The 20048-nt window shown below is 49.4% G+C and carries 16 protein-coding genes; 11 read left to right on the plus strand and 5 right to left on the minus strand.

Features of this window, described 5'->3' with window-relative positions:
• Positions 1 to 110: 110 nt before the first annotated feature.
• Positions 111 to 836, minus strand: a complete 726-nt coding sequence (locus ACTRXG_RS08605) for a metallophosphoesterase family protein (RefSeq protein ID WP_474284662.1) — start codon at positions 834 to 836, stop codon at positions 111 to 113.
• Between the two features lie 165 nt (positions 837 to 1001).
• Here ACTRXG_RS08605 and ACTRXG_RS08610 point away from each other — a divergent pair, with 165 nt between their 5' ends.
• Genes ACTRXG_RS08610 through ACTRXG_RS08625 form a run of 4 tightly spaced genes read left to right on the plus strand, consistent with a single transcriptional unit; the run spans position 1002 to position 4361 of the window.
• On the plus strand, positions 1002 to 2141 hold the full coding sequence (locus ACTRXG_RS08610) for a conserved virulence factor C family protein (protein WP_474262097.1): 1140 nt from the start codon (positions 1002 to 1004) through the stop codon (positions 2139 to 2141).
• A 24-nt stretch (positions 2142 to 2165) separates the two neighbouring features.
• Positions 2166 to 2375: a hypothetical protein gene (locus ACTRXG_RS08615; protein ID WP_322525099.1), complete on the plus strand. Its 210-nt coding sequence runs from the start codon at positions 2166 to 2168 to the stop codon at positions 2373 to 2375.
• The gene (locus ACTRXG_RS08620; protein ID WP_474262096.1) at positions 2372 to 2893 is read left to right on the plus strand and encodes a PH domain-containing protein; all 522 of its coding nucleotides are present in this window, start codon (positions 2372 to 2374) and stop codon (positions 2891 to 2893) included. The genes ACTRXG_RS08615 and ACTRXG_RS08620 overlap by 4 nt, the downstream gene beginning before the upstream one ends.
• Positions 2877 to 4361, plus strand: coding sequence for a PH domain-containing protein (locus ACTRXG_RS08625; RefSeq protein ID WP_474284663.1), 1485 nt, complete (start codon positions 2877 to 2879; stop codon positions 4359 to 4361). The genes ACTRXG_RS08620 and ACTRXG_RS08625 overlap by 17 nt, the downstream gene beginning before the upstream one ends.
• A gap of 35 nt (positions 4362 to 4396) precedes the next feature.
• Here ACTRXG_RS08625 and ACTRXG_RS08630 read toward each other — a convergent pair whose 3' ends face one another.
• The 3 genes from ACTRXG_RS08630 to ACTRXG_RS08640 are packed head-to-tail and all read right to left on the minus strand — an operon-like array spanning position 4397 to position 7378.
• Entirely contained in the window at positions 4397 to 5359 is a 963-nt protein-coding gene (locus ACTRXG_RS08630) for a DUF2777 family protein (RefSeq protein WP_474284664.1), read from the minus strand.
• 21 nt (positions 5360 to 5380) lie between these two features.
• Complete coding sequence (locus tag ACTRXG_RS08635) at positions 5381 to 6292, minus strand: hypothetical protein (RefSeq protein ID WP_474284665.1); 912 nt, start codon at positions 6290 to 6292, stop codon at positions 5381 to 5383.
• A 30-nt stretch (positions 6293 to 6322) separates the two neighbouring features.
• On the minus strand, positions 6323 to 7378 hold the full coding sequence (locus tag ACTRXG_RS08640; RefSeq protein WP_474284666.1) for a toxic anion resistance protein: 1056 nt from the start codon (positions 7376 to 7378) through the stop codon (positions 6323 to 6325).
• Between the two features lie 392 nt (positions 7379 to 7770).
• On the opposite strand from ACTRXG_RS08640, the gene ACTRXG_RS08645 reads away from it, so the two are divergent.
• The 5 genes from ACTRXG_RS08645 (at position 7771) to kapB (ending at position 15645) form a co-directional block, all read left to right on the plus strand.
• A complete protein-coding gene (locus ACTRXG_RS08645; protein ID WP_474262091.1) occupies positions 7771 to 8523 on the plus strand; it encodes an NRDE family protein in 753 nt (250 codons plus the stop codon).
• A gap of 191 nt (positions 8524 to 8714) precedes the next feature.
• On the plus strand, positions 8715 to 13322 hold the full coding sequence (gene gltB, locus ACTRXG_RS08650; protein ID WP_474284668.1) for a glutamate synthase large subunit: 4608 nt from the start codon (positions 8715 to 8717) through the stop codon (positions 13320 to 13322).
• Between the two features lie 93 nt (positions 13323 to 13415).
• Complete coding sequence (locus ACTRXG_RS08655; RefSeq protein WP_474284669.1) at positions 13416 to 14900, plus strand: glutamate synthase subunit beta; 1485 nt, start codon at positions 13416 to 13418, stop codon at positions 14898 to 14900.
• 123 nt (positions 14901 to 15023) lie between these two features.
• Entirely contained in the window at positions 15024 to 15248 is a 225-nt protein-coding gene (locus ACTRXG_RS08660; RefSeq protein ID WP_474284670.1) for a hypothetical protein, read from the plus strand.
• Between the two features lie 19 nt (positions 15249 to 15267).
• Positions 15268 to 15645, plus strand: coding sequence for a sporulation phosphorelay system protein KapB (gene kapB / locus ACTRXG_RS08665; RefSeq protein ID WP_474281469.1), 378 nt, complete (start codon positions 15268 to 15270; stop codon positions 15643 to 15645).
• A gap of 39 nt (positions 15646 to 15684) precedes the next feature.
• Here kapB and ACTRXG_RS08670 read toward each other — a convergent pair whose 3' ends face one another.
• Complete coding sequence (locus ACTRXG_RS08670; RefSeq protein ID WP_474284671.1) at positions 15685 to 17394, minus strand: PucR family transcriptional regulator; 1710 nt, start codon at positions 17392 to 17394, stop codon at positions 15685 to 15687.
• A gap of 203 nt (positions 17395 to 17597) precedes the next feature.
• On the opposite strand from ACTRXG_RS08670, the gene ACTRXG_RS08675 reads away from it, so the two are divergent.
• Together ACTRXG_RS08675 and ACTRXG_RS08680 are read left to right on the plus strand one after the other, a co-directional pair.
• On the plus strand, positions 17598 to 18803 hold the full coding sequence (locus tag ACTRXG_RS08675; RefSeq protein WP_474284672.1) for a cystathionine gamma-synthase family protein: 1206 nt from the start codon (positions 17598 to 17600) through the stop codon (positions 18801 to 18803).
• Positions 18804 to 18818: 15 nt separating this feature from the next.
• On the plus strand, positions 18819 to 20033 hold the full coding sequence (locus ACTRXG_RS08680) for a M20 metallopeptidase family protein (protein WP_474284673.1): 1215 nt from the start codon (positions 18819 to 18821) through the stop codon (positions 20031 to 20033).
• Positions 20034 to 20048: the final 15 nt, after the last annotated feature.

Raw genomic sequence — 20048 nt, forward strand, 5'->3', positions numbered from 1 at the left:
CAATGAGGGGTGGAAAATAGAAAAAACCCGAATGATGGGCACTTTTTTATCGTGTCCATCATTCGGGTTATAGTTCAGGACGGCGGGTTTTTTTAAATATTGGACAAACGTTATTTTGGCGGACGTCCAGACGAAATAATGCGTTTTACCTGGTCACTGTTCGGATAATCGTTAGCGTCAAATTGTGCTAAAACTTCATCCGTATCATAAGGGACCCGGCGGATTTCCGGAATTATTTCCCCGTCTTCGATGGTCAGAAGAACATATGACGGTGTCGGGTCCCCGTCGAACGGAAGCCCGATACTTCCTGTATTGATTACCCATTTAGCCCCAATCTTTCGAATAGAGGGAGTGTGCACGTGCCCGTACACGTAAATGTCTGCTTCCTGCTTCTGGAAAAATGATTCCTCGAAAACGGAAGCCTCACTATCGACCGGAACCGGGGGAAACAGGTTCCCGGGTACCGCGTGAAAGGCGAACAAACGGAAGCCGTCGTATTCATCGAGAAATGATTCCGGAAGCTCTTCTAAGTATTTAACGTCATTCGCAGAGAGCCGCTCGAGCGCCCAGTCCCGTTCCTGGTTCATGATCGAGCGTTTGGCCTCGGGGACTTCTCCTTCCCGGACGCCACGGACAATCCATTCGTCTGCGTTTCCCTTCAATACTTTTGCAGGCAGGGACTGGACGGTTTCAATCGAATTTTTTGGCTCCGGGCCGCGAAAAGCAAGGTCCCCGAGCATATACATATGGTCTACCGATAAGGCGTGCAGGTCGTTTAAAACAGCTTTTAATGCACGGGCGTTACCGTGTACATCTGAAAGAAGTGCAATTTGCAACGTAATAACCTCCTCATAACTTTTGAAAACAGTCTTTATTACAGTGTATCAGAACAGCGGACTGGTTTGGAATGCAAATGCACAGCCGGTTGGCAGGAGAGGCTTCTCCTGTGCTATAATCAGACGTGCAAATTGGGACGTTATTTTAAAGGAGAGAGATTAATCATGCATATTACATCCATTGAGCCAACACCGAGTCCTCATACGATGAAGCTGAATGTTAACGAATCGCTGCCCGCCGGAACGAGCAGCAATTATAAACCGGAAAATAAAGAAGAAGCACCGGCTCCGATCCAGCAGCTGCTGGAGATCGAAGGCATAAAAGGTGTCTACCACGTTGCCGACTTCATGGCCCTCGAGCGCCACCCTAAAGCCGACTGGGAGCAGTTGCTGCCCCAGGTGCGCCAGGCGTTCGGCGAAAAGGTGGAGCAGCCGGATGAAGAGCCGGAGGAGCCCCAGGAAGCGTTCGGGGAAGTGCAGGCGCAGGTCCAGATGTTTAAAAACATCCCGATGCAGATAAAGCTGCTTTCCGGCGAGGAAGAAAAACGCCAGGGCCTGCCGGAACGTTTTCAGACCGCTGCTTTTGAAGCCCAGCTTGAAGATGACAACATTGTGATGCAGCGTAAATGGGAGGATTACGGGGTCCGTTACGGCCAGGACCTGGAACAGATCGGCAGCGATATGGCAGAGGAAATTGCTGCGGCCTACCCGGAGGAGCGGCTGAAACGGCTGGTACGGATTGCGAATACTCCGGAAGCAGAAAACACTGAGCCAAAATTTAAAAAAGTAACGATGGATATGATGGAGGAGCCGGACTGGAAACAGCGCTATGCAGCCTTTGACCAGATGGATCCTTCCATGGAAGACCTCCCGGTTATACAAAAAGGGCTTGCAGATGAAAAACCGGCCATCCGCCGGCTGGCAGTCGTGTATTTAGGGATGCTTGAAGATCCCCAGGTGCTGCCGGATCTGCAGAAGGCGATGCAGGACCCGTCTGTCACCGTTCGAAGAACAGCGGCAGATACGTATTCTGATCTGGGAGATCCTGCGGGTATCCCGGACATGATTGAAGCGCTGAAGGACAAAAACAAGCTGGTGCGCTGGCGTGCGGCAATGTTTTTATATGAAGTCGGTGACACTTCGGCTGTCGAAGCGTTAAAGGAAGCCAACGGGGACCCGGAGTTTGAAGTGGATCTGCAGATTAAGCTCGCACTGAAACGAATTGAAGGCGGGAAAGAAGCAAAAGGCTCCATCTGGAAGCAGATGAGTGAGAAAATGGAGCAGGAGCGAAAGCCCAGGTCGTAAATGAAAAGGGAAGGAGCCTGAACGATGACGAAAGCAGAAGTACGACAGCAGCTTGAAGAACGAAACATGGAGGAAGTGCTCGAGCTGATTGAAGACGCAGAAAACGGTGATTTAAAAGAGCTTGAACTGGCCGCTTCTCTCGGCCTTCTTCGCGATGAAAAACTGAACGATGCAGTGCTGAAAGTGCTGCAGGATGAAGGAGTCACGATTATTTACGTGGAGGATGAGGAATGAATGACGGCATCCATGAGGAAGAAAATGTAACAAGACCGGCACCGTCACAGCGCATATCTGAAGATGCGCTGACGGTCTGGCGCTTCAAGGGGATGATTGAAATGGCCGTTGTTTCTTTCATCCCTTTTGCTTTACTTGTGCTTGCCTTCTGGTTCGGGTGGTCCGAATGGGTCCGGTGGGCCCTTGGCGCGATTCTGGCATTTTTGGTTTTTTTTTCTGCCTGGTACGCATGGGTGCTGCCGAAATGGCAATGGCAGCGCTGGCGCTACGAGGTGTATGAAACAGAGGTGGAGCTTCAGTACGGTGTGATTATCTCTAAACACGTATTGATCCCAATGGTGCGTATCCAGCACGTGGATACAGCCCAGGGGCCGATATACAAGCGGTACGCGCTCTCCACCGTGACTATTTCCACCGCAGCCGGCATGCATGAGATTCCAGCGCTTAAAGAAGAGACGGCGCCGGAACTGCGCAACCGGATCGCCTTTTTGGCGGGAACGGATGATGACGATGAATGAATGGAGACGGATGCACCCGGCGGCCATTGTCACCGTCTTTTTCCGGCAGCTGAAGGATTTTCTTTTTCCGCTTATTATTACGTTCTTTGCTGGAGGTGCGGCTTCCGGACCGCTTCCAGTCAACTGGATCTTTTTGCTTTTAGTGCTGTTCATCGTCATCAGCAGCATCATGAAATGGATTTTTTTCCGCTACCGTTTGATTGAACGGGAGCTTCAGATCCATTACGGTATTTTTGTGAAAAAAGAACGATTCATCCGCAGCCAGCGCGTTCAATCGGTAGATATCACCGCCGGCATCATTCAGCGGATGTTCGGTCTTGTCCGTCTTAATATTGAAACAGCAGGCGGAGGCGCAGAGGCGGAAGCTTCGATTCAGGCGATCCGCCGGGAAGAGGCAGACATTATTCAGTCGGCTCTGATTCAAAAATCCTCTCATGCAGCTGAGGAAGAATCAGAAGATTTTTCGGGGAACGGCATAGCCGCGGAGCCGGCAGAACCTTCGTTTTCCTGGAAAGTGCCGATGCGTACCATTTTCACGGCGGGACTCACCTCCGGCCGGGCAGGTATTATTTTTGCGGCTCTTGCCGGGCTGTATTCCCAGGTGGGGAACTTTCTTCCCGATGCGTGGGTCGAGCAGTCGATTGGCGTGTTGATCGAGCTCAGCTACTGGTTTATTATCGGGGGCCTCCTAGTGACAGCAATGCTCAGCTGGCTCGTTTCGTCGGCGTGGACGCTTGTGCAGCATGGAAATTTCGAAGTGAACCGCACCGGAAATGATCTTGAGATTACCTGGGGACTTCTCGAACGAAAGCAGATTACACTTCAAATGCACCGCATAACGTGTATTCGTTTTATCAGTAACCCGGTCAGGCAGGCGCTCGGCATGTGGGCGGTTTATATAGACAGCGCCGGTGGAAGCACCGAACGGGGGCAGAATTCGATCATGCTGCTGCCGCTGATCCACCAGAAGCAGCTACATACCTTTATGGAGCAGATCGATGATACGGCATTGATTCCGGAAAAGGTAAACAAACTGCCAAAACGGGCGGCAAGAAGATATATGTTCCGGGCGTCGGTATTTTGGTGGCTGTTGTTTATCCCGGCGGCCATATGGGTGCCGTATGGCTGGGCAGCCGCAGCAGTGCCGCTGTTTTTCACCTGGTGGGGCTGGATATGCTACAAAGGCTCCGGCATGAAAGTGGAAGATAAGCAGCTGATTGTCCGGGAAAGAGCCTGGAGTGCCATTTATAATTTTGTACCTAAACGACGGATTCAATATTTGGAAAACACGCAGTCCTTTTTCCAGCGGAGACGAAGACTGTATACGATCTCGGCTTCGGTTATCAGCAGCGTTACCGGGCGGACGGTTTACTTAAGGGACGTGGATGAAAAGGACGAAGCTGCTTATTTTTCCTGGTATCAGAAAACATGGGATCATGATGCCAAATCACAAAAAAAAGGCTTTTGAACCGAGGTTCAAAAGCCTTTTTGTATACCATGCGGTTACTGTCCCCGGGCAAACGAATTTGTATAAATAAACAGGTTGCGGACACCCTTATCGGTCGTAATTTCAAAACGATCGAATACATAGTCCTCGTCCTCTGCGTGCAGGTTCCGTTCATAATGGTGCTGCACAATAAGTACGGACTGCTGTTTTCGGAAATAGAGAAAATTCACTCCGGTAAAAGAAGTTTCTTCGGGCTCCTGCATTAATTGATACAGCAAATGGTTATGGCATTCAATCAGATCGTCCTTGCTGAACCCGTTGGAATGAATATTTTTAACCAGACTGTAGCGGGAAGGGTCTTCAAGCTCATTTAAAAAGATGGCAAACGGCCGGAATTGATCACTGTGAATGCGGACATGATCATGCTCCTGCAGCTCAAATATCTGACCATGATCGTTACGGAAATACATATCGTAGTAATGGACCGCCCGGCGCCAGGGGAGGCCAGCCGGAGAAATTTCGAGTTCAAATGGGCAGTCCTCGATGTCAAGGGCCTGGCCATCCGGTGCCTCCCGCAGGAATACGTTTCCACACGAGCGGTGAATTTCATAATAAATATAAGACTCTTCCTGTGGCTCTTTTGGTTCTGGTGTAAACGTAACGGAAAGAGAATGCAGCAGGCGCTTCCATTCTTTTTTATCGCTGTAGGGTACGAGAGGGGAAGAAATCTCTTTTTCTAGCAGCTGCACGACAGAGTGCTCATAGGAAGCTGGAGTGCGGTCATCAGCAGCCTGAATTTTCGTTCCCGGTACAGTAATGGTTTTAAGGTTAAATTCATGCACCGCTTCTTTTTCGTCTACATCCGGGAGACGGTGGGCCTGCTGAATCCGGACACGTCCTTCCCAAATTTTCCGGGGAGCGGCGGACGTCTGCTCTAAAATACCGTAATAGGCCCCGGTTCTGCCGTAATCGACAACCACGGGGCGGCCTTGATGCTCGAATGCTTCTTGTCGTTTCATAATGGACCTCGCTTTATTCCTTTAAAATTTCTTTTCCTGACGGTATCTTTTTTCGTTTATCTTTAGCAGCTGGCGCATTTTACGGGCGTGCACATCATTTTGTTCCATGCGCAGCGAGCTGAGGCGCCCGCGCATCGCTTCAAGCGCCTGCAGCAGAGCACCGTGCTGCTCGTCCCTGTGCTTTGTTTCAAGCAGCCTGTACGTTTCGATTAGATCCGGTATTTCACGGCCAAGCATGCGTTCGACCAGATATTCATCCTCCACATCAAACTGCAGGGAAGGCGAAGAACGCAGTTCCTCAAGCTCCCTGTCAATCTGCTGCAGCTCCTGCTGGATATCTGCCGGGAGGCTGCTGTTTTGCTTTACGTAGTGCTGATGAAACCGGTCGAGTGCTTTATGCCATTTTATTGGCTCGTCTTCCGGCACTTCCTCCGCGTGGGCCGGTTCGGCTGTGTGCAGCTGAATGTCCCGGGGGGCCCGGCCCTGCAGGGTGTAATCGAGCACTTCAAGCTTGCGGAAAATGTGCTGAAAGTAGGACGACTTTTCAATGTTACGGGCATGCATTTTGCCGTTTTTCATGTAATGGACCAGCGCTTCTCGTAAAAAAGCCGGGGTGTGACCGTCAGTACTCCGCACATAGTCAATTGTCACCGTCTTTTGAATAGCTGCCTGGGAACGCTCTTTTTCGAAGCTTGTGATGCGGATGTGTCTGGCGGTCAGCTTCATACGGAACAAAAAAAGTTCGTTTTCACGTTTCAGGCGTTTGGACTGACGGAGTTCATCCGCCCGGGCAATCACCCGGTCGATCGCTGCCTCCATTTCCTCTACGATAAACAGCCCGTGGCTGTCGGAGAAAATATGATCATCCACCGGTCGCATATGGTCCGGCAGGAAGCGTTCAACCCAGGGATGTTCGAACCATCTGTTAGCCAAGTGATTCACCGTCCTATACGTTGATATCTATCAGTTTAACAATTTGTGCTTCATCTGGTTGTTTAATTCGTCCATTTCAGAAATGAACTGTTTACTGGAGGCGACAATACGTTCATTGGACTGCTCTGTCATCTGGATGGCTTCGTACACGTCCTGATAAGCCTGCTGGAACGTTTCAAGGGCGATCGCCGGCTCTTCGAGTGTCTTCAGGGTATCGGCCGTGTTTTCCTTAAGCATGCGTGCATTGTTGGTGAGCATACTTTCGGTAGATTCGTTAACGCTCTGCACCGCATTGATTACTTTCCGCTGGTTGCCAAGAGCAAGCTGGATGGAAGCGGTGACGGTAACGATATTTTTCGTCATGGTAATGGCGTTAAAAATCGCTTCTTCAAGCTTTCCATTGTTATCGACAATCAGGTCGATCGAAGCAATCGACTGCTGCAGCACCATAACCGCCTGGGTCATATTTTTCACCCGGGATATTACTTTTTGCTGCCCTTTTTGAATAGCGGCCGGGTTATCGCGCCACTGTTCTTCAAGCATTTCTTCCTCGAGCATGGCGTTCAGCTGTTTCCCGGTTTCAATCTGCATCTCAAGTTCCTCAATGCGCTTAATGGCAGTTTCCCGTAATTCTTCAAGCATGACGTTGTCTTCCTGCAGCTTGTCCCGGCCGGCAAGGAGACCGTGAATAATATTGTCCACCTGGGATTCCACTGTTTCGTATTTTTTCGCATACTGTTCGACCGGATCGCGGCGTAAAATTTTATTCATTGTTTTCTGCAGGCGGCCTTCTTTTAAATATTCCGGTTCAAGTTCGCCGACCACCGTTTTTAATTCATGAAGCTTATCGGGAAGCTCATTGTCCTTTTGATCCATCATTTCCCGGACGGGACGCTTTAATGCTTCAAGGGAGTCGCCGGCTTTACGCTGCTCCGCTTCCCCGAGGCCGCCGAGAGTACTTACGAGCTGGTCTGTATCTTTTTCATTTTTAAAACGTTCTATGAATTTTTCAGCTTCTTTCTTGCTTTTCCCTTCGTTATTGGAGGGAGTTAAATCTTCTTGATTTGTATTGGGTTCGTCAGTCATACGGATTCCTCCTCATGGTTAATTCGGCGGGGCCTTTACTTATATATCGTATGATCATTAACAATAGTTTATAAAAAGGAAGTATAATACTTACAGTTTAGCATTAGAGCGGGCAATAGTAAAAAAATGTCCATTAGAAAAGAAATCCCCGGGTGAACAGAATAAATCATTTTACTTTGCAATTTTGAAAATTTTTTGTAACATATTATAGAAGCAGTATATAATACAGGCGGCAGAAGCCAGAAAGCTTTTTTCAGGTAGAATTGCCAGGTACAGCAAATACTATTCAATAGAAAAAGCATTTGCTCCATTTATAAAACGAAAGCGGATAAACGACGAATCAGATCCAGCGTGCGGCAACCATCCGCAGGAAGAAGAAAGGAACGAATGGCATGTGTTTAATTGCTTTTGCGTATCAGATGCATCCATGGTTCCCACTTGTCGTGGTTTCCAACCGGGATGAATTTTTAGAACGGCCGACTGAGCGCCTTCATAAATGGGAAGGCGAAGGCATCGTGGCGGGAAAAGATTTGCAGCAGGGCGGCACATGGATGGGAGGCAGTCTTTCCGGACGGTTCGCAGCTGTGACAAATATCCGCAGGCCGGGCATGGAAAACGGGGAAAAATCACGCGGGCATCTGCCGCTGCGATTTTTGCGGAACGAATCGGGGCAGGCGCTTGAAGCAGTGAAAAAAGACCGAAACGAGTACAGAGGCTTCAATATGATCGCGGGCTCAGATAAGGAATTGTTTTATTTACATAATCACAAAGAAGGGCCGCATGCAGAGCGCCTTTCACCCGGTGTGCACGCGCTCAGCAATGCCTCTCTGAACACACCCTGGCCGAAGGTCGAAAAAGCAAAAAAGCATGTGGAAATGCTGCTTGCTTCTTCAGGGAATACGCTCGACCCTGACCCTTTTTTTAAAGCAATGCAAAATGCAGAGCCGGCCGACGACCAGGACCTTCCTGATACAGGGATAGACAAACAGCTTGAGAAACAGCTTTCATCGATGTTTATTGATCTCCCGGAATACAAAACGAGATGTCAGACCATGTTTATTGTGCGAAAAGACGGAAAAATTACAATGCTCGAGCGGATGACAGACGCCCGGACCGGTACAGGCCATTATGAATGGCATGTATAAAGGTGAATATTTATTCTTTAAATCGTATGAATATAAAGAGGCGCTAAAAGAATAAAATCGTGCAGTCCTGCTTATAAGCGTTTACATGACTAGTGAAACTCAAATCTTAATTTGTCGAATGTTTAGAAAAATGATATAATATGCAAACCAATTTAAATTTGGACACCATGGAGAGAGGTGGAGAGGGGTATATGTTATTGCCTAGAAAAAATTATAAAGAAGGCTTGTATGACTCCCAGTTTGAGAAGGATAACTGTGGGATCGGCTTTCTTGCGGATATTAAAGGGAAAAAATCACACGACATTGTTGAAAAAGGATTGCAAATTTTAAGAAACCTGGACCACCGCGGCGGTCAGGGAGATGAAGTAAATACCGGGGACGGCGCGGGAATGCTTCTGCAGATTCCGCACCGTTTCTTTAAAAATAAAGAAAATGAGCTCGGTTTTTCGCTGCCGGAGGAAGGCGATTACGGGGTTGGGATGCTGTTTCTGCCTGTAGATAACACCAGGCGTGCCCAGTGCGAACAGGCCATTGAAAAAATGGTTGAAGAAGAGGGGCTGCCGCTGCTCGGCTGGCGCGAAGTGCCTTCTGACGATTCGATGCTCGGAAACGCGGCACTCTCGGCTATGCCTGCCATCCGCCAGCTGTTTATTAAGCGCCCGGAAAATGTAAAAACGAGAGAAGATTTTGAGCGAAAATTGTATATTGTCAGAAAACGGTCTGAGCATGAGCACGGGGTTAAGCTTCATGACCAGGACAGCTTCTATTTTGCAAGTCTGTCCTCACGGACCATTGTGTATAAAGGGATGCTTACGACAGAGCAGCTGAACCAGTTTTATAAAGATTTAAATGACCGGCAGTTTGAAACGGCGCTCGCGCTTGTGCATTCCCGTTTCTCCACGAATACATTCCCAAGCTGGGAGCGGGCGCACCCGAACCGTTATCTCATCCATAACGGGGAGATCAACACGATTAAAGGGAATGTTAACTGGATGCATGCCAGGGAGCCGAAGTTTGAATCAGAACTGTTTGGCAGCGACATGGAGAAGGTTCATCCGGTTGTGGATGCTGAAGGCAGTGACTCATCGATGTTTGATAACGCGTTTGAATTTTTGACGCTGTCCGGACATAAAATGCCTCATGCTGCCATGATGATGATTCCTGAGCCATGGCAGAACAACCCGCTTATGAATGAAAAGAGACGTGCGTTTTATCAGTACCACAGCTGCTTAATGGAGCCGTGGGACGGGCCTACAGCCATCGCATACACGGACGGAAGCCAGATCGGTGCCTGTCTCGACAGAAATGGCCTGCGTCCGGCCCGTTATTACGTTACTAAAGACGACCAGATTGTTATGTCTTCAGAGGTGGGAGTGCTTGATATTGCTCCCGAAGACGTCTTATATAAAGAGCGTCTGCATCCCGGCCATATGCTGCTTGTGGATCTTGAAGAAGGGCGTATCGTTCCTGACGGAGAGATTAAGGACAAAATTGCCGGCGAGCATCCATACCAGGAATGGACAGACGAATACCTGACGGATTTAGAGGATATGCTGGAAAGTCAGGACGTTTACAACACTAATTTCGAAAAATTGGAGCAGCGTCAGCTTGCTTTCGGCTACACATATGAGGAATTGGAAAAAGTGGTCAAGCCGCTTGCCACAGGTTCAGGAGATCCGGTCAGCTCGATGGGCTACGACTCTCCGCTTGCAGTGCTTTCCAAAAAGCCGCAGCTGTTATACAACTACTTCAAACAGCTGTTTGCACAGGTGACAAACCCGCCGATAGACGCTATCCGCGAGGAAATAGTTACTGCTGTCGGCACGACTATCGGAAAGCAGGGCAACCTGCTCGATCCAAAGCCATCGCACGCCCAGCAGCTGTATTTAAAAAAGCCAATTGTCAACAACGAAGATTTAGCCAAGGTCCGCTCCAATAAATTGGAAGGATTTGCAGCTTCTACGCTTTCCATCGTCTTTGAAGCAGCAAAGGGAGCCAATGAAATGGAACGTGCTCTTGAACGTATATTTGAGCAGGCGGACCAGGTTATTGAGGAAGGCTCGACTATTCTTATTTTAAGCGATCGTGACGTGAACGGGACTTACGCTCCGATCCCGGCGCTGCTTGCGGTCGGCGGGCTGCATCACCATCTCATCCGTACGGGCCGCCGTACAGATGTCAGTCTGGTGCTTGAAAGTGCCGAGCCACGGGAAGTACACCATCTCGCGGTGCTGCTCGGTTACGGCGCAGAAGTAATCAATCCGTACCTTGTCTTTGATTCGGTTGACGACATGATCAAAGAAGGATTGATGGAAGGTTCGTATGTGGAAGCGGTAAGCACGTATATTAAAGGTGCTACAAAGGGTATCATGAAGGTCCTCTCAAAAATAGGCATTTCCACGGTGCAGAGCTACCGGGGCGCCCAGGTTTTTGAGGCTGTCGGTATTAATGACGAAGTAATCAACCGCTATTTTACATGGACGTCCTCAAGAATCGGCGGTGTAAGCACAGAAATTATTGCAGAAGACGTTCTTGAACGCCACTTCCGGGCCTACAATGACCGCGAAGGACTGGATATGACGCTTGACCCTGGGGACGATCTGCAGTGGAGACGGTACGGTGAACCTCATCAATACAATCCACATACGATCCATATGCTGCAGCATGCCGCTAAAACTAACGATTTTACGCTGTTTAAAAAGTATTCAGACGCTATCGATAAACAGGAACAGGAGCAGACAACGCTCCGCGGCCTGCTTGAATTTAACAAAGGTGTCCGCGAGCCGATCAGCATCGACGAAGTGGAGCCGGCAGAAAATATCTTTAAACGCTTCAAAACTGGAGCAATGTCATTCGGTTCTATCTCCGAGGAGGCTCATGAGGCACTTGCCATCGCCATGAACCGCATCGGCGGTAAATCAAATACGGGCGAAGGCGGGGAAAACCCAGAGCGGTTTACGCCGGATGAAAACGGTGATCTGCGCCGGAGTGCGATCAAGCAGGTAGCTTCGGGACGTTTTGGTGTTACAAGTCACTACCTGGTCAACGCCGACGAAATACAAATCAAAATTGCCCAGGGGGCAAAGCCTGGCGAAGGCGGACAGCTTCCCGGCAAAAAAGTATATCCGTGGATTGCAGAAGTGCGGGGCACGACGGCAGGTGTTGGCCTGATTTCGCCACCGCCGCACCATGATATCTATTCGATTGAAGATTTGGCAGAGCTGATCCATGATTTGAAAAATGCGAATCCGAACGCCCGGGTCAGTGTGAAGCTCGTTTCAGGAACCGGTGTCGGTACGATTGCCGCCGGCGTCGCGAAAGGCCGGGCTGACCATGTAGTCATCAGCGGTTACGATGGCGGCACGGGTGCCGCTGCCCGTACAAGCATTAAGCATGCCGGCCTGCCATGGGAAATTGGGCTCGCTGAGACGCATCAGACGCTTGTCATGAACAATTTGCGGAACCGGATTTCTGTGGAAACAGACGGCAAGCTGATGACAGGCCGCGATGTAGCGGTGGCGGCTCTTCTCGGTGCGGAAGAATATGCATTTTCCACGGCACCGCTCGTGGTACTTGGCTGTGTCATTATGCGTGTGTGTCATCTCGATACATGCCCGGTAGGTGTGGCTACACAAAATCCTGAACTGCGTAAAAAGTTCATGGGCAAACCGGATAACGTCGTAAACTTCATGACCTTTGTGGCCGAAGAGCTTCGTGAAATTATGGCAGAACTAGGCTTCCGCAGCATTGATGATATGGTTGGCCATACCGAAGTGCTGAAGCAGGTAGACTCGGTAAACAATAAAAAAGCACAGACGGTGAATCTGTCGAATCTGCTTCACCGTCCGAAAGCGAAAAATCAATCCAAGCACGTGGCCCATATTAAGCAGGACCATGAGTTGAATATCTCTCTTGACGAAACGTTGTTAAAGCATGCGGCAAAGGATGCCCTTGAATCACAGACACCGGTGTTTGGAGAGTTTGATATCCAAAATACCAACCGTGTGGCCGGGACGATGCTCGGAAGCGAAATTACGCAGAAGTACGGTGCCGAAGGTCTGCCTGAGGACACTATCAGATTTACTTTCTACGGTTCGGCCGGCCAGAGCTTTGGGGCGTTTATTCCTAAAGGCATGACGATGAGCCTGATTGGCGATGCCAACGACTATATCGGCAAAGGACTGTCAGGCGGAAAATTGATTGTCACGCCGCCGGATACTTCTACATTTGATGCGGAAGACAATATTATTATTGGAAACACGACCTTTTACGGAGCCACTTCCGGGGAGGCTTACATCCGCGGAGTAGCCGGTGAGCGTTTCTGTGTCAGAAACAGCGGGGCAAAAGTCGTAGTCGAAGGCGTCGGGGACCATGGCTGTGAATATATGACCGGCGGTGTTGTCGTCAATCTCGGTGTTACCGGTAAAAACTTTGCAGCAGGGATGTCTGGCGGCGTAGCGTACGTGTACGACCCTGACCATACGCTTGAAAGTAAATACAACAGCGAAATGGTAGGTCTTGAAGCGATCGAATCTGCCAGAGACGAGCAGGAGATCCAGCAGATGATTGAAGCGCACGGAAAACAGACGGGCAGCGAAGCAGCAGAGCGTATCCTGGCTGCCTGGGAGACCGAACGCAAACATTTCGTGAAGGTTATTCCGTACGACTACCAGGCAATGCTGCAGTCGATCCAGGAAAGAATAGACAACGGCTTGAGCGAAGCGGATGCTGTGCTTGAAGCTTTTCAGGAAGCAACGACGGAAGAAGACAAAGATAAAGAAAAAGTCACTGGAAATTAACAGTCCGGGAAGGCTTTCACAGCCTTCCTGGCTTTTCGAATAAAGGCGTTGAATGAACAGCATACAACGATTTCTAAAGTGGGAGTGAGGGAAATGGGGAAACCAACAGGTTTTCTGGAATATAAAAGAGAAGCTCCAAGTAAATTGGACCCGCTCGAACGGGTGAAAAACTGGCAGGAGTTCCAGATCATGATGCCGGAAGATAAGCTTCAGGAACAGGGCGCCCGCTGTATGGACTGTGCGATCCCGTTCTGCCAGGCTGGTACTTCCATGGTCGGTTCCGATGAAATTGGCTGTCCCGTATACAATTTGATTCCGGAATGGAATGATCTTGTCTATCGCGGAAAATGGCAGGAAGCATTGACACGTCTCCATAAAACGAACAATTTCCCGGAATTCACCGGGAGAGTGTGCCCGGCTCCGTGCGAAGGCTCGTGCACCGTAGCCATCAACGATGACCCGGTAACCATCAAATCCATTGAATACCACATTGTGGAAAAAGGATTTAAGGAAGGCTGGATTACAGCCGAGCCGCCAAAAACAAGAACTGGCAAAAAAGTAGCGGTAATCGGTTCCGGACCGGCAGGACTTGCAGCTGCCCAGCAGCTGAACCGGGCCGGCCATACGGTGACGGTATTCGAAAAAGACGACCGCATCGGCGGACTGCTTGCCTATGGAATTCCGGAAGTAAAGCTTGAAAATGAAACCATTACAAGAAGAACAGATATTATGGAAGAAGAGGGGATCGAGTTCCGGACGAGTGTCGATGTAGGAAAAGATATTACCTCCGAACAGCTCGATGAAGAATACGATTCAGTTATTCTCTGTACAGGCGCGCAGAATCATCGCGATGTTCCGGCAGAAGGACGCGGTTTGAAAGGAATTCACTATGCGATGGACTTTCTGCGTGGCAATACAAAATCCCTATTGGATTCGAACCTTGAAGACGGCAGATATATCAGTGCAAAGGATAAGCATGTGATCGTCATCGGCGGCGGGGACACCGGGGTGGACTGTATTACGACCTCACTCCGTCACAACTGCGCTTCTCTGACCCAGTTTGATATCAATAAAGAAAAAAATAATGAACGTCCGGAAGACAACCCGTGGCCGCTGTATCCACTTGTTTATAAGCAGGAAGACGGGCATAAAGAAGCAGCTGCTCTGCAGGGCGAGGACCCGCGTGCCTATAAAGTAATGACAAAGAAATTTGTCGGAAACGAAAAAGGGCAGGTAAAGGAAATTCATACGGTGGAAGTGGAAACGGTCTTTGAAGACGGCAAAAAAGTCCGTCACGAAGTGCCTGGAACCGAGCGTGTATGGAAAGCCGATCTCGTACTGCTCGCCGTTGGCTTTACAGGACCCGAGCAGGAGCTGCTTGAGCAGATGGAAATCGAACGTACAGAAAGAAGTACAGTGAACGCTGAATACGGAAGCTATGTTACAAATCATGAAAAAGTATTTGCAGCAGGCGACAACCGCCGCGGTCAAAGCCTTGTAGTTTGGGCTATCCATGAAGGACGTGAAGCGGCCCGCGAATGCGACCGTTTCCTGATGGGAACGACTAACCTGCAGTAGAATGAAAAAGTCCGGAGGGTCCGGGCTTTTTCAAGAAAAGATTATTAAATTTCACGTACTGTAATGAATTTTTATTAATAATCTGATACAATAGATTAAAACTTTGTTGGAGTAGGAGTCACATTGAAAAAAGTTGCAAAAGGGATTTTAACAGCAGTAATTATTTATGCAATCATTATCGTACTTATTCTAGCAACGGCGTTATTGTTTGTAATGGTTTCATTTTCCGGGGAGATGGCCCAGGTGCTTTTTGGATGGAACGAATACAATGAATGGACAAACACGCATCTGGTCCCCTGGGCAGAAAAGCTGTGGGAATGGTTTGTCGCTATAACGCCGGGAGGCTGACAGGAAAGGTGGAAAAAAGATGGAACAATATCGATTTCCTTATAAATCAGGAGTTTACGTTGGAATCCCTGTAAAAGAAAATCCCGAACAGTGGCTGATGGAAGTACAAGTGGTGCTCGAACACCCGCGGCAGGGAGACCTGCACCAGCCGAAGAAGACAAATGTGCCGATTTTCCATGAACGCCGGGCACTAGCGGAAAAAGAAAAAATCTGGGTGCAGAAAAAAGCGGTGAAGCCGCTTGAAACAGTACCGGACATGACGTATAAAGAGTCTCTTCGACAGGCGTTTGATGCTTACGAGCGGGAGCTCGAAAGCAAAGAGGACGAATTTTCCCAGAAATCGCTGAAAACGCTCCATGCGGTAAAAGCTGATTATGAACGGCAAAAACTACTATAACTCTGCCCGCGGGCAGAGTTATTTTTGTATTTATCCTTTTTATACATGAGGAGTGCGCTCATCGGTAACAAACAGGGCTCCGGCTGTATGGAGCCGAATAGACAGTTCAATTAAAAACAGGTCATCGGAATTATTCAAATCACAGCTCGTAAGGGATTCGATTTTTTTCAAACGGTATAGCAGGGACTGACGGTGGAGATTTAATTCCCGGGAGGTCTGACTGACATTGCCCTTGCATTCATTGTAGGTGCGGACCGTTTTCATTAAATCAATGCCCCGTTCGACGGAATAATGATGGAGGGGGGCAACTGTAGCTTCAGCGATCTGGCGGATTTCTTCATTTTTAGACAGAGACATCAGAGCCCGGTCAAAACGCGTGTCTTCATACGTATGAATGTAGCCGAATCCCCGCTGCCTGCGTCCGGCATCAAGAGCAGAGGAAGCCTCCGAAAAGCTTGTAACAAATTCCCAGGGTGCAGCTGTCTTGCTTACCCCCCAGGAAATGATGAGGTGGGGGATTTTTTGTTCGAGGCGGTACTGCACCGTTTCTGCAAAATAATATACCGTGTCATACATCATGGTTGGGTGCATTTCCAGATACACAATCAGCTCGGATTTTTGGAACGTGCTCATCACGCGTGCTTTTAAATAACGGCTCGCGTGGGAAACTTCTTCCTCAAACATATAGCCAATCTGTTCAAGCCAGTGATCATAGGAAAGCGGCGGGGATTCTGCGTGAAACACCCGTTCGACATTTTCAGGTTTGGCCACAAAGCAGATATAAGGGAGCTCAAGGTTATAGCCTAATGATTTACCCCGCGAAAGCGCCTGGTCCCGGGATTCGTAATTATCCTTTGCCAGGCTCCAGACAAAATCATCCTTCAGGCGCATCTCGGTTTCAAGCGCTGTCTGGTCATGCAAAAAGCAGAGAGCGGAAGTGGTGACCGAATGTTCAAGCAGAAGCAGGGTGTATTCTTCAAATACATCGTGCTTTTCTTTGTGGGTAGGCCACTGGAGGATCATATAACCCTGAATATCCTGGGTCGTCTGCACGGTTAGGCGCAGCAGGGTGCCGGTATCTGTATCCATCCATTCCATGTTGGCCGGCAGGCTTTTTTCGGGATCTGACTGCTGGAAAGGGGGGAAAAGTGGATTCCCTCCCTGGCTTAAATACTGGTTCCACCATTCGGCGAGGCCCGACGAACGGTCCGTCTGCGTTTTCAGGCGTCCGCGCTTATCGACTACAAGCATTGGTATATGCAGCTGTTCGTATACGTAAGAGGCAATTGCCTCCATGCCTTTGCCTTCAAGTATGATTTCGAGAAGGTCTGTGCGGATTTTATTTGAAACGTCGATGGAGCGGAGAGAGCTTTTATGAAGGGCTTCGGAAATCGCTTCTGTAATGTCCGAAAAACGGATCTCCCACGGAATTTCCACGAGCGGAAACGCTTTTGACTCACAAAAGTCGATCACGTTGTCAGGAATGGAGGAGATGTAGTGGCCTACAGACAAAATCAAACCGCTCGCTCCTGCTTCCATCAGCTCTTCAATAAACTCAAGCAGTTCCTTCTCGTTTTGACATCCGATCCCGGAACTTAAAATTAATTCCCGTGGCCGGACGAAATCTTCCACAGGTGTTTCTATAACCGATGCCCAGTAAACGGTAATAGAGCTTGAATCGGCATTCGATGTGAGTGGAAGGGCCGTGTTCATAATTGGAAGCTGTAATACTTGTTGCATAGAAATCATCGCCAGACACCCCTTTACAATACCAAAACGTAAATTCATCTTCTGATTATTATTTTACCATATTTGCATGGAAGATAATGTGTCATGCACATTGTGCAAAAGAAAGTGCGAAACTTCATACAATTGTGTGAATGGAATTTAAACAGATAATCTATACACTGAAGGTAGAGAAAAAATAGTAACAGGGAAGGTTGTGTTCAATCATGACAAACACACACATTAATCGTTCAACAAAAGCAGTATGGGCAGGAGAAAAAGAATACCGGGCATTTGGAGCGACTCAGGTTCCGGTAGTCCACAGTGTTGCCTATACGTACGACGATCTGGACCATTGGTATGACGTAGCAACAGGAAAGAAAGAAGGGCATATCTATGGTCGGAATACGAACCCTACCCTGCAATCGTTCGAAGAAAAAATCAGAATTTTGGAAGATGCTGAGGCGGCTACGAGCTTTTCGACCGGCATGGCTGCGATCAGTAACTCTCTGGCTACATTCCTCCGTCCGGGCGACCGGGTAGTATCCATGAAGGATACGTACGGTGGTACTAACAAAATCTTTACCGAATTTCTGCCGCACATGGATATTGATGTGTCGCTCTGTGAAACGGGCAACCATGAAGAGATTGAGGCAGAAGTCCGTAAAGGCTGCGATATTTTATACCTTGAAACACCAACCAATCCAACGGTGAAAATTACTGATATCGAACGAATGACTAGGGTGGCAAAGGAAGTGGGAGCGCTTGTGTTTGTCGATAACACATTTGCAACCCCAATCAACCAGAACCCGATCGAATTTGGTGTGGATCTTGTTATTCACAGCGCAACAAAGTTTCTGGGCGGGCACGCGGATGCCCTCGGCGGGGCAGTTTGCGGCCGTAAGGATCTGGTCGAAAAGATCTTCCATTACCGCGAAATCAACGGAGCGACGATGGATCCAATGGCTGCCTACCTGATGATCCGGGGCATGAAGACGCTTCATCTCCGGGTGCGCCAGCAGTGCGAATCCGCTATGAGGATCGCTGAACACCTGCAAAATCATGAGCAGGTGGACCAGGTATTCTATCCGGGGCTCAAAACTCATCCGGGTCATGATATTGCAGAGAAACAAATGAAACAGTTCGGCGGCATGTTCAGCTTCTCGTTAAAAGGCGGAATGGATGCTGTGCGCCAGTTCCTGCCAAAACTCGAGTACGCCAACCGTGCAGCAAATCTGGGATCGGTGGAAACGACGGTAGGACCGGCAAGAACGACGAGCCACGTAGAGAATACACCGGAAGAACGCGCAGCTCTCGGTATTCCGGAAAGCCTCGTGCGCTACTCGGTCGGAATTGAAGATACAGATGATCTTATTAACGATTTGGAACAGGCACTGGCTTCGCTGCCAAAAGCCGAAAGCGTGCAAAACTAAAGGGCGGTTGGAGCGATGACTATAGTGACCAAAACGATTAAAGAAGAAGCAGAAGCGATCCGGGAGCAGCTGGTGGAGTGGAGGCGCGGCCTGCACCGCCGTCCCGAGCTGAGCTTTGAAGAGCATGAAACGGCATCATTTATTAAAGCGACGCTTGCCGGACTTCAGGATTTAAGAATTTACAGCGGCAGAGAAGAAACGGGTCTCGATACGGCCGTAATTGCAGAGCTTAGGGCCGGTGACGGCCCTCTCGTCATTTTGCGCGCAGATATTGACGCCCTCCCGATCCAGGAGGAAAACGACTGTGATTATGCTTCCACGTATGAAGGGAAAATGCATGCGTGCGGGCACGACGCCCATACCTCCATGCTGCTCGGTGCCTGCTTTGTGCTTCATAAGCAGCGGGAGCTTTTAAGCGGAACCATCCGCTTCATTTTTCAGCCGGCAGAAGAAGATACAGATGAATACGGCAGCACCGGCAGCCCGTATCTGATCAGTCGCGGTTGGCTTGAAGGGGCCCGGGCGGCCTTTGCCCTTCATATGGACCCTGAGTTCACGCCTGGTCACGTAAGGCTGCAGGAAGGCCCGAGCATGGCAGGCATCGATACGTTTGAAGGGGTCATTCGTGCAAGCGGCGGCCACGGTGCTTATCCGCATCTTGCCACTGACCCGGTGTGGATCAGCACGTTTGTGATGCAGGCGATGCAGGGAATCGTTTCACGGCGGACGTCTCCGCTTGAGCCGGCAGTGGTGAGTATCGGCGAATTAAAGGCAGGAGCTTCTACGAACGTTATACCGGACGAAGTCCGTATCCGGGGCACAATGCGCAGCTATTCGGACGCCACCCGCAAGCGGCTGCGTGAGGAGCTGCAGCAGGCCTTCCGCATAGCCGAGACGATGAATGCCTCCCAGGAGGTAACGATCGCTGAAGGAGAGCCGGCGCTCGTCAACAGTCCCGAAGCAGTAAAGGCCTACCGGGCCGTACTTGAAGAACTATACCCGGAAACGGTTATTCACGAAGAATCCTATGGCATGGGCGGAGAAGATTTCAGTTACATGGCCCGCGAGGTGCCGTCCTGCATGATGTTTCTCGGCGCAGGCTATCCTGATCGCGCAGACAGCGGGCTGCACATGCCCCAGTTTGATATTGAAGAAACCATTTTACCAATTGGAGCTTCCCTGCTTGCAGGAGCAGCTGTACACTATATGACAAAGCACAAGACAGATTAGACTGGGAGGAAAAAA

The sequence above is a fragment of the Marinococcus sp. LNSP9103-4 genome, assembly GCF_056034345.1.

Excerpts from the sequence above, each read along its gene's own strand:
- ACTRXG_RS08655 (WP_474284669.1), top strand. The coding sequence starts at position 13,416 with ATGGGGAAACCAACAGGTTTTCTGGAATATAAAAGAGAAGCTCCAAGT.
- ACTRXG_RS08625 (WP_474284663.1), top strand. The coding sequence starts at position 2,877 with ATGATGACGATGAATGAATGGAGACGGATGCACCCGGCGGCCATTGTC.
- ACTRXG_RS08645 (WP_474262091.1), top strand. The coding sequence starts at position 7,771 with ATGTGTTTAATTGCTTTTGCGTATCAGATGCATCCATGGTTCCCACTT.
- gltB (WP_474284668.1), top strand. The coding sequence starts at position 8,715 with ATGTTATTGCCTAGAAAAAATTATAAAGAAGGCTTGTATGACTCCCAG.
- ACTRXG_RS08615 (WP_322525099.1), top strand. The coding sequence starts at position 2,166 with ATGACGAAAGCAGAAGTACGACAGCAGCTTGAAGAACGAAACATGGAG.
- ACTRXG_RS08640 (WP_474284666.1), bottom strand. The coding sequence starts at position 7,378 with ATGACTGACGAACCCAATACAAATCAAGAAGATTTAACTCCCTCCAAT.
- ACTRXG_RS08620 (WP_474262096.1), top strand. The coding sequence starts at position 2,372 with ATGAATGACGGCATCCATGAGGAAGAAAATGTAACAAGACCGGCACCG.
- ACTRXG_RS08675 (WP_474284672.1), top strand. The coding sequence starts at position 17,598 with ATGACAAACACACACATTAATCGTTCAACAAAAGCAGTATGGGCAGGA.
- kapB (WP_474281469.1), top strand. The coding sequence starts at position 15,268 with ATGGAACAATATCGATTTCCTTATAAATCAGGAGTTTACGTTGGAATC.
- ACTRXG_RS08610 (WP_474262097.1), top strand. The coding sequence starts at position 1,002 with ATGCATATTACATCCATTGAGCCAACACCGAGTCCTCATACGATGAAG.
- ACTRXG_RS08680 (WP_474284673.1), top strand. The coding sequence starts at position 18,819 with ATGACTATAGTGACCAAAACGATTAAAGAAGAAGCAGAAGCGATCCGG.
- ACTRXG_RS08670 (WP_474284671.1), bottom strand. The coding sequence starts at position 17,394 with ATGATTTCTATGCAACAAGTATTACAGCTTCCAATTATGAACACGGCC.
- ACTRXG_RS08630 (WP_474284664.1), bottom strand. The coding sequence starts at position 5,359 with ATGAAACGACAAGAAGCATTCGAGCATCAAGGCCGCCCCGTGGTTGTC.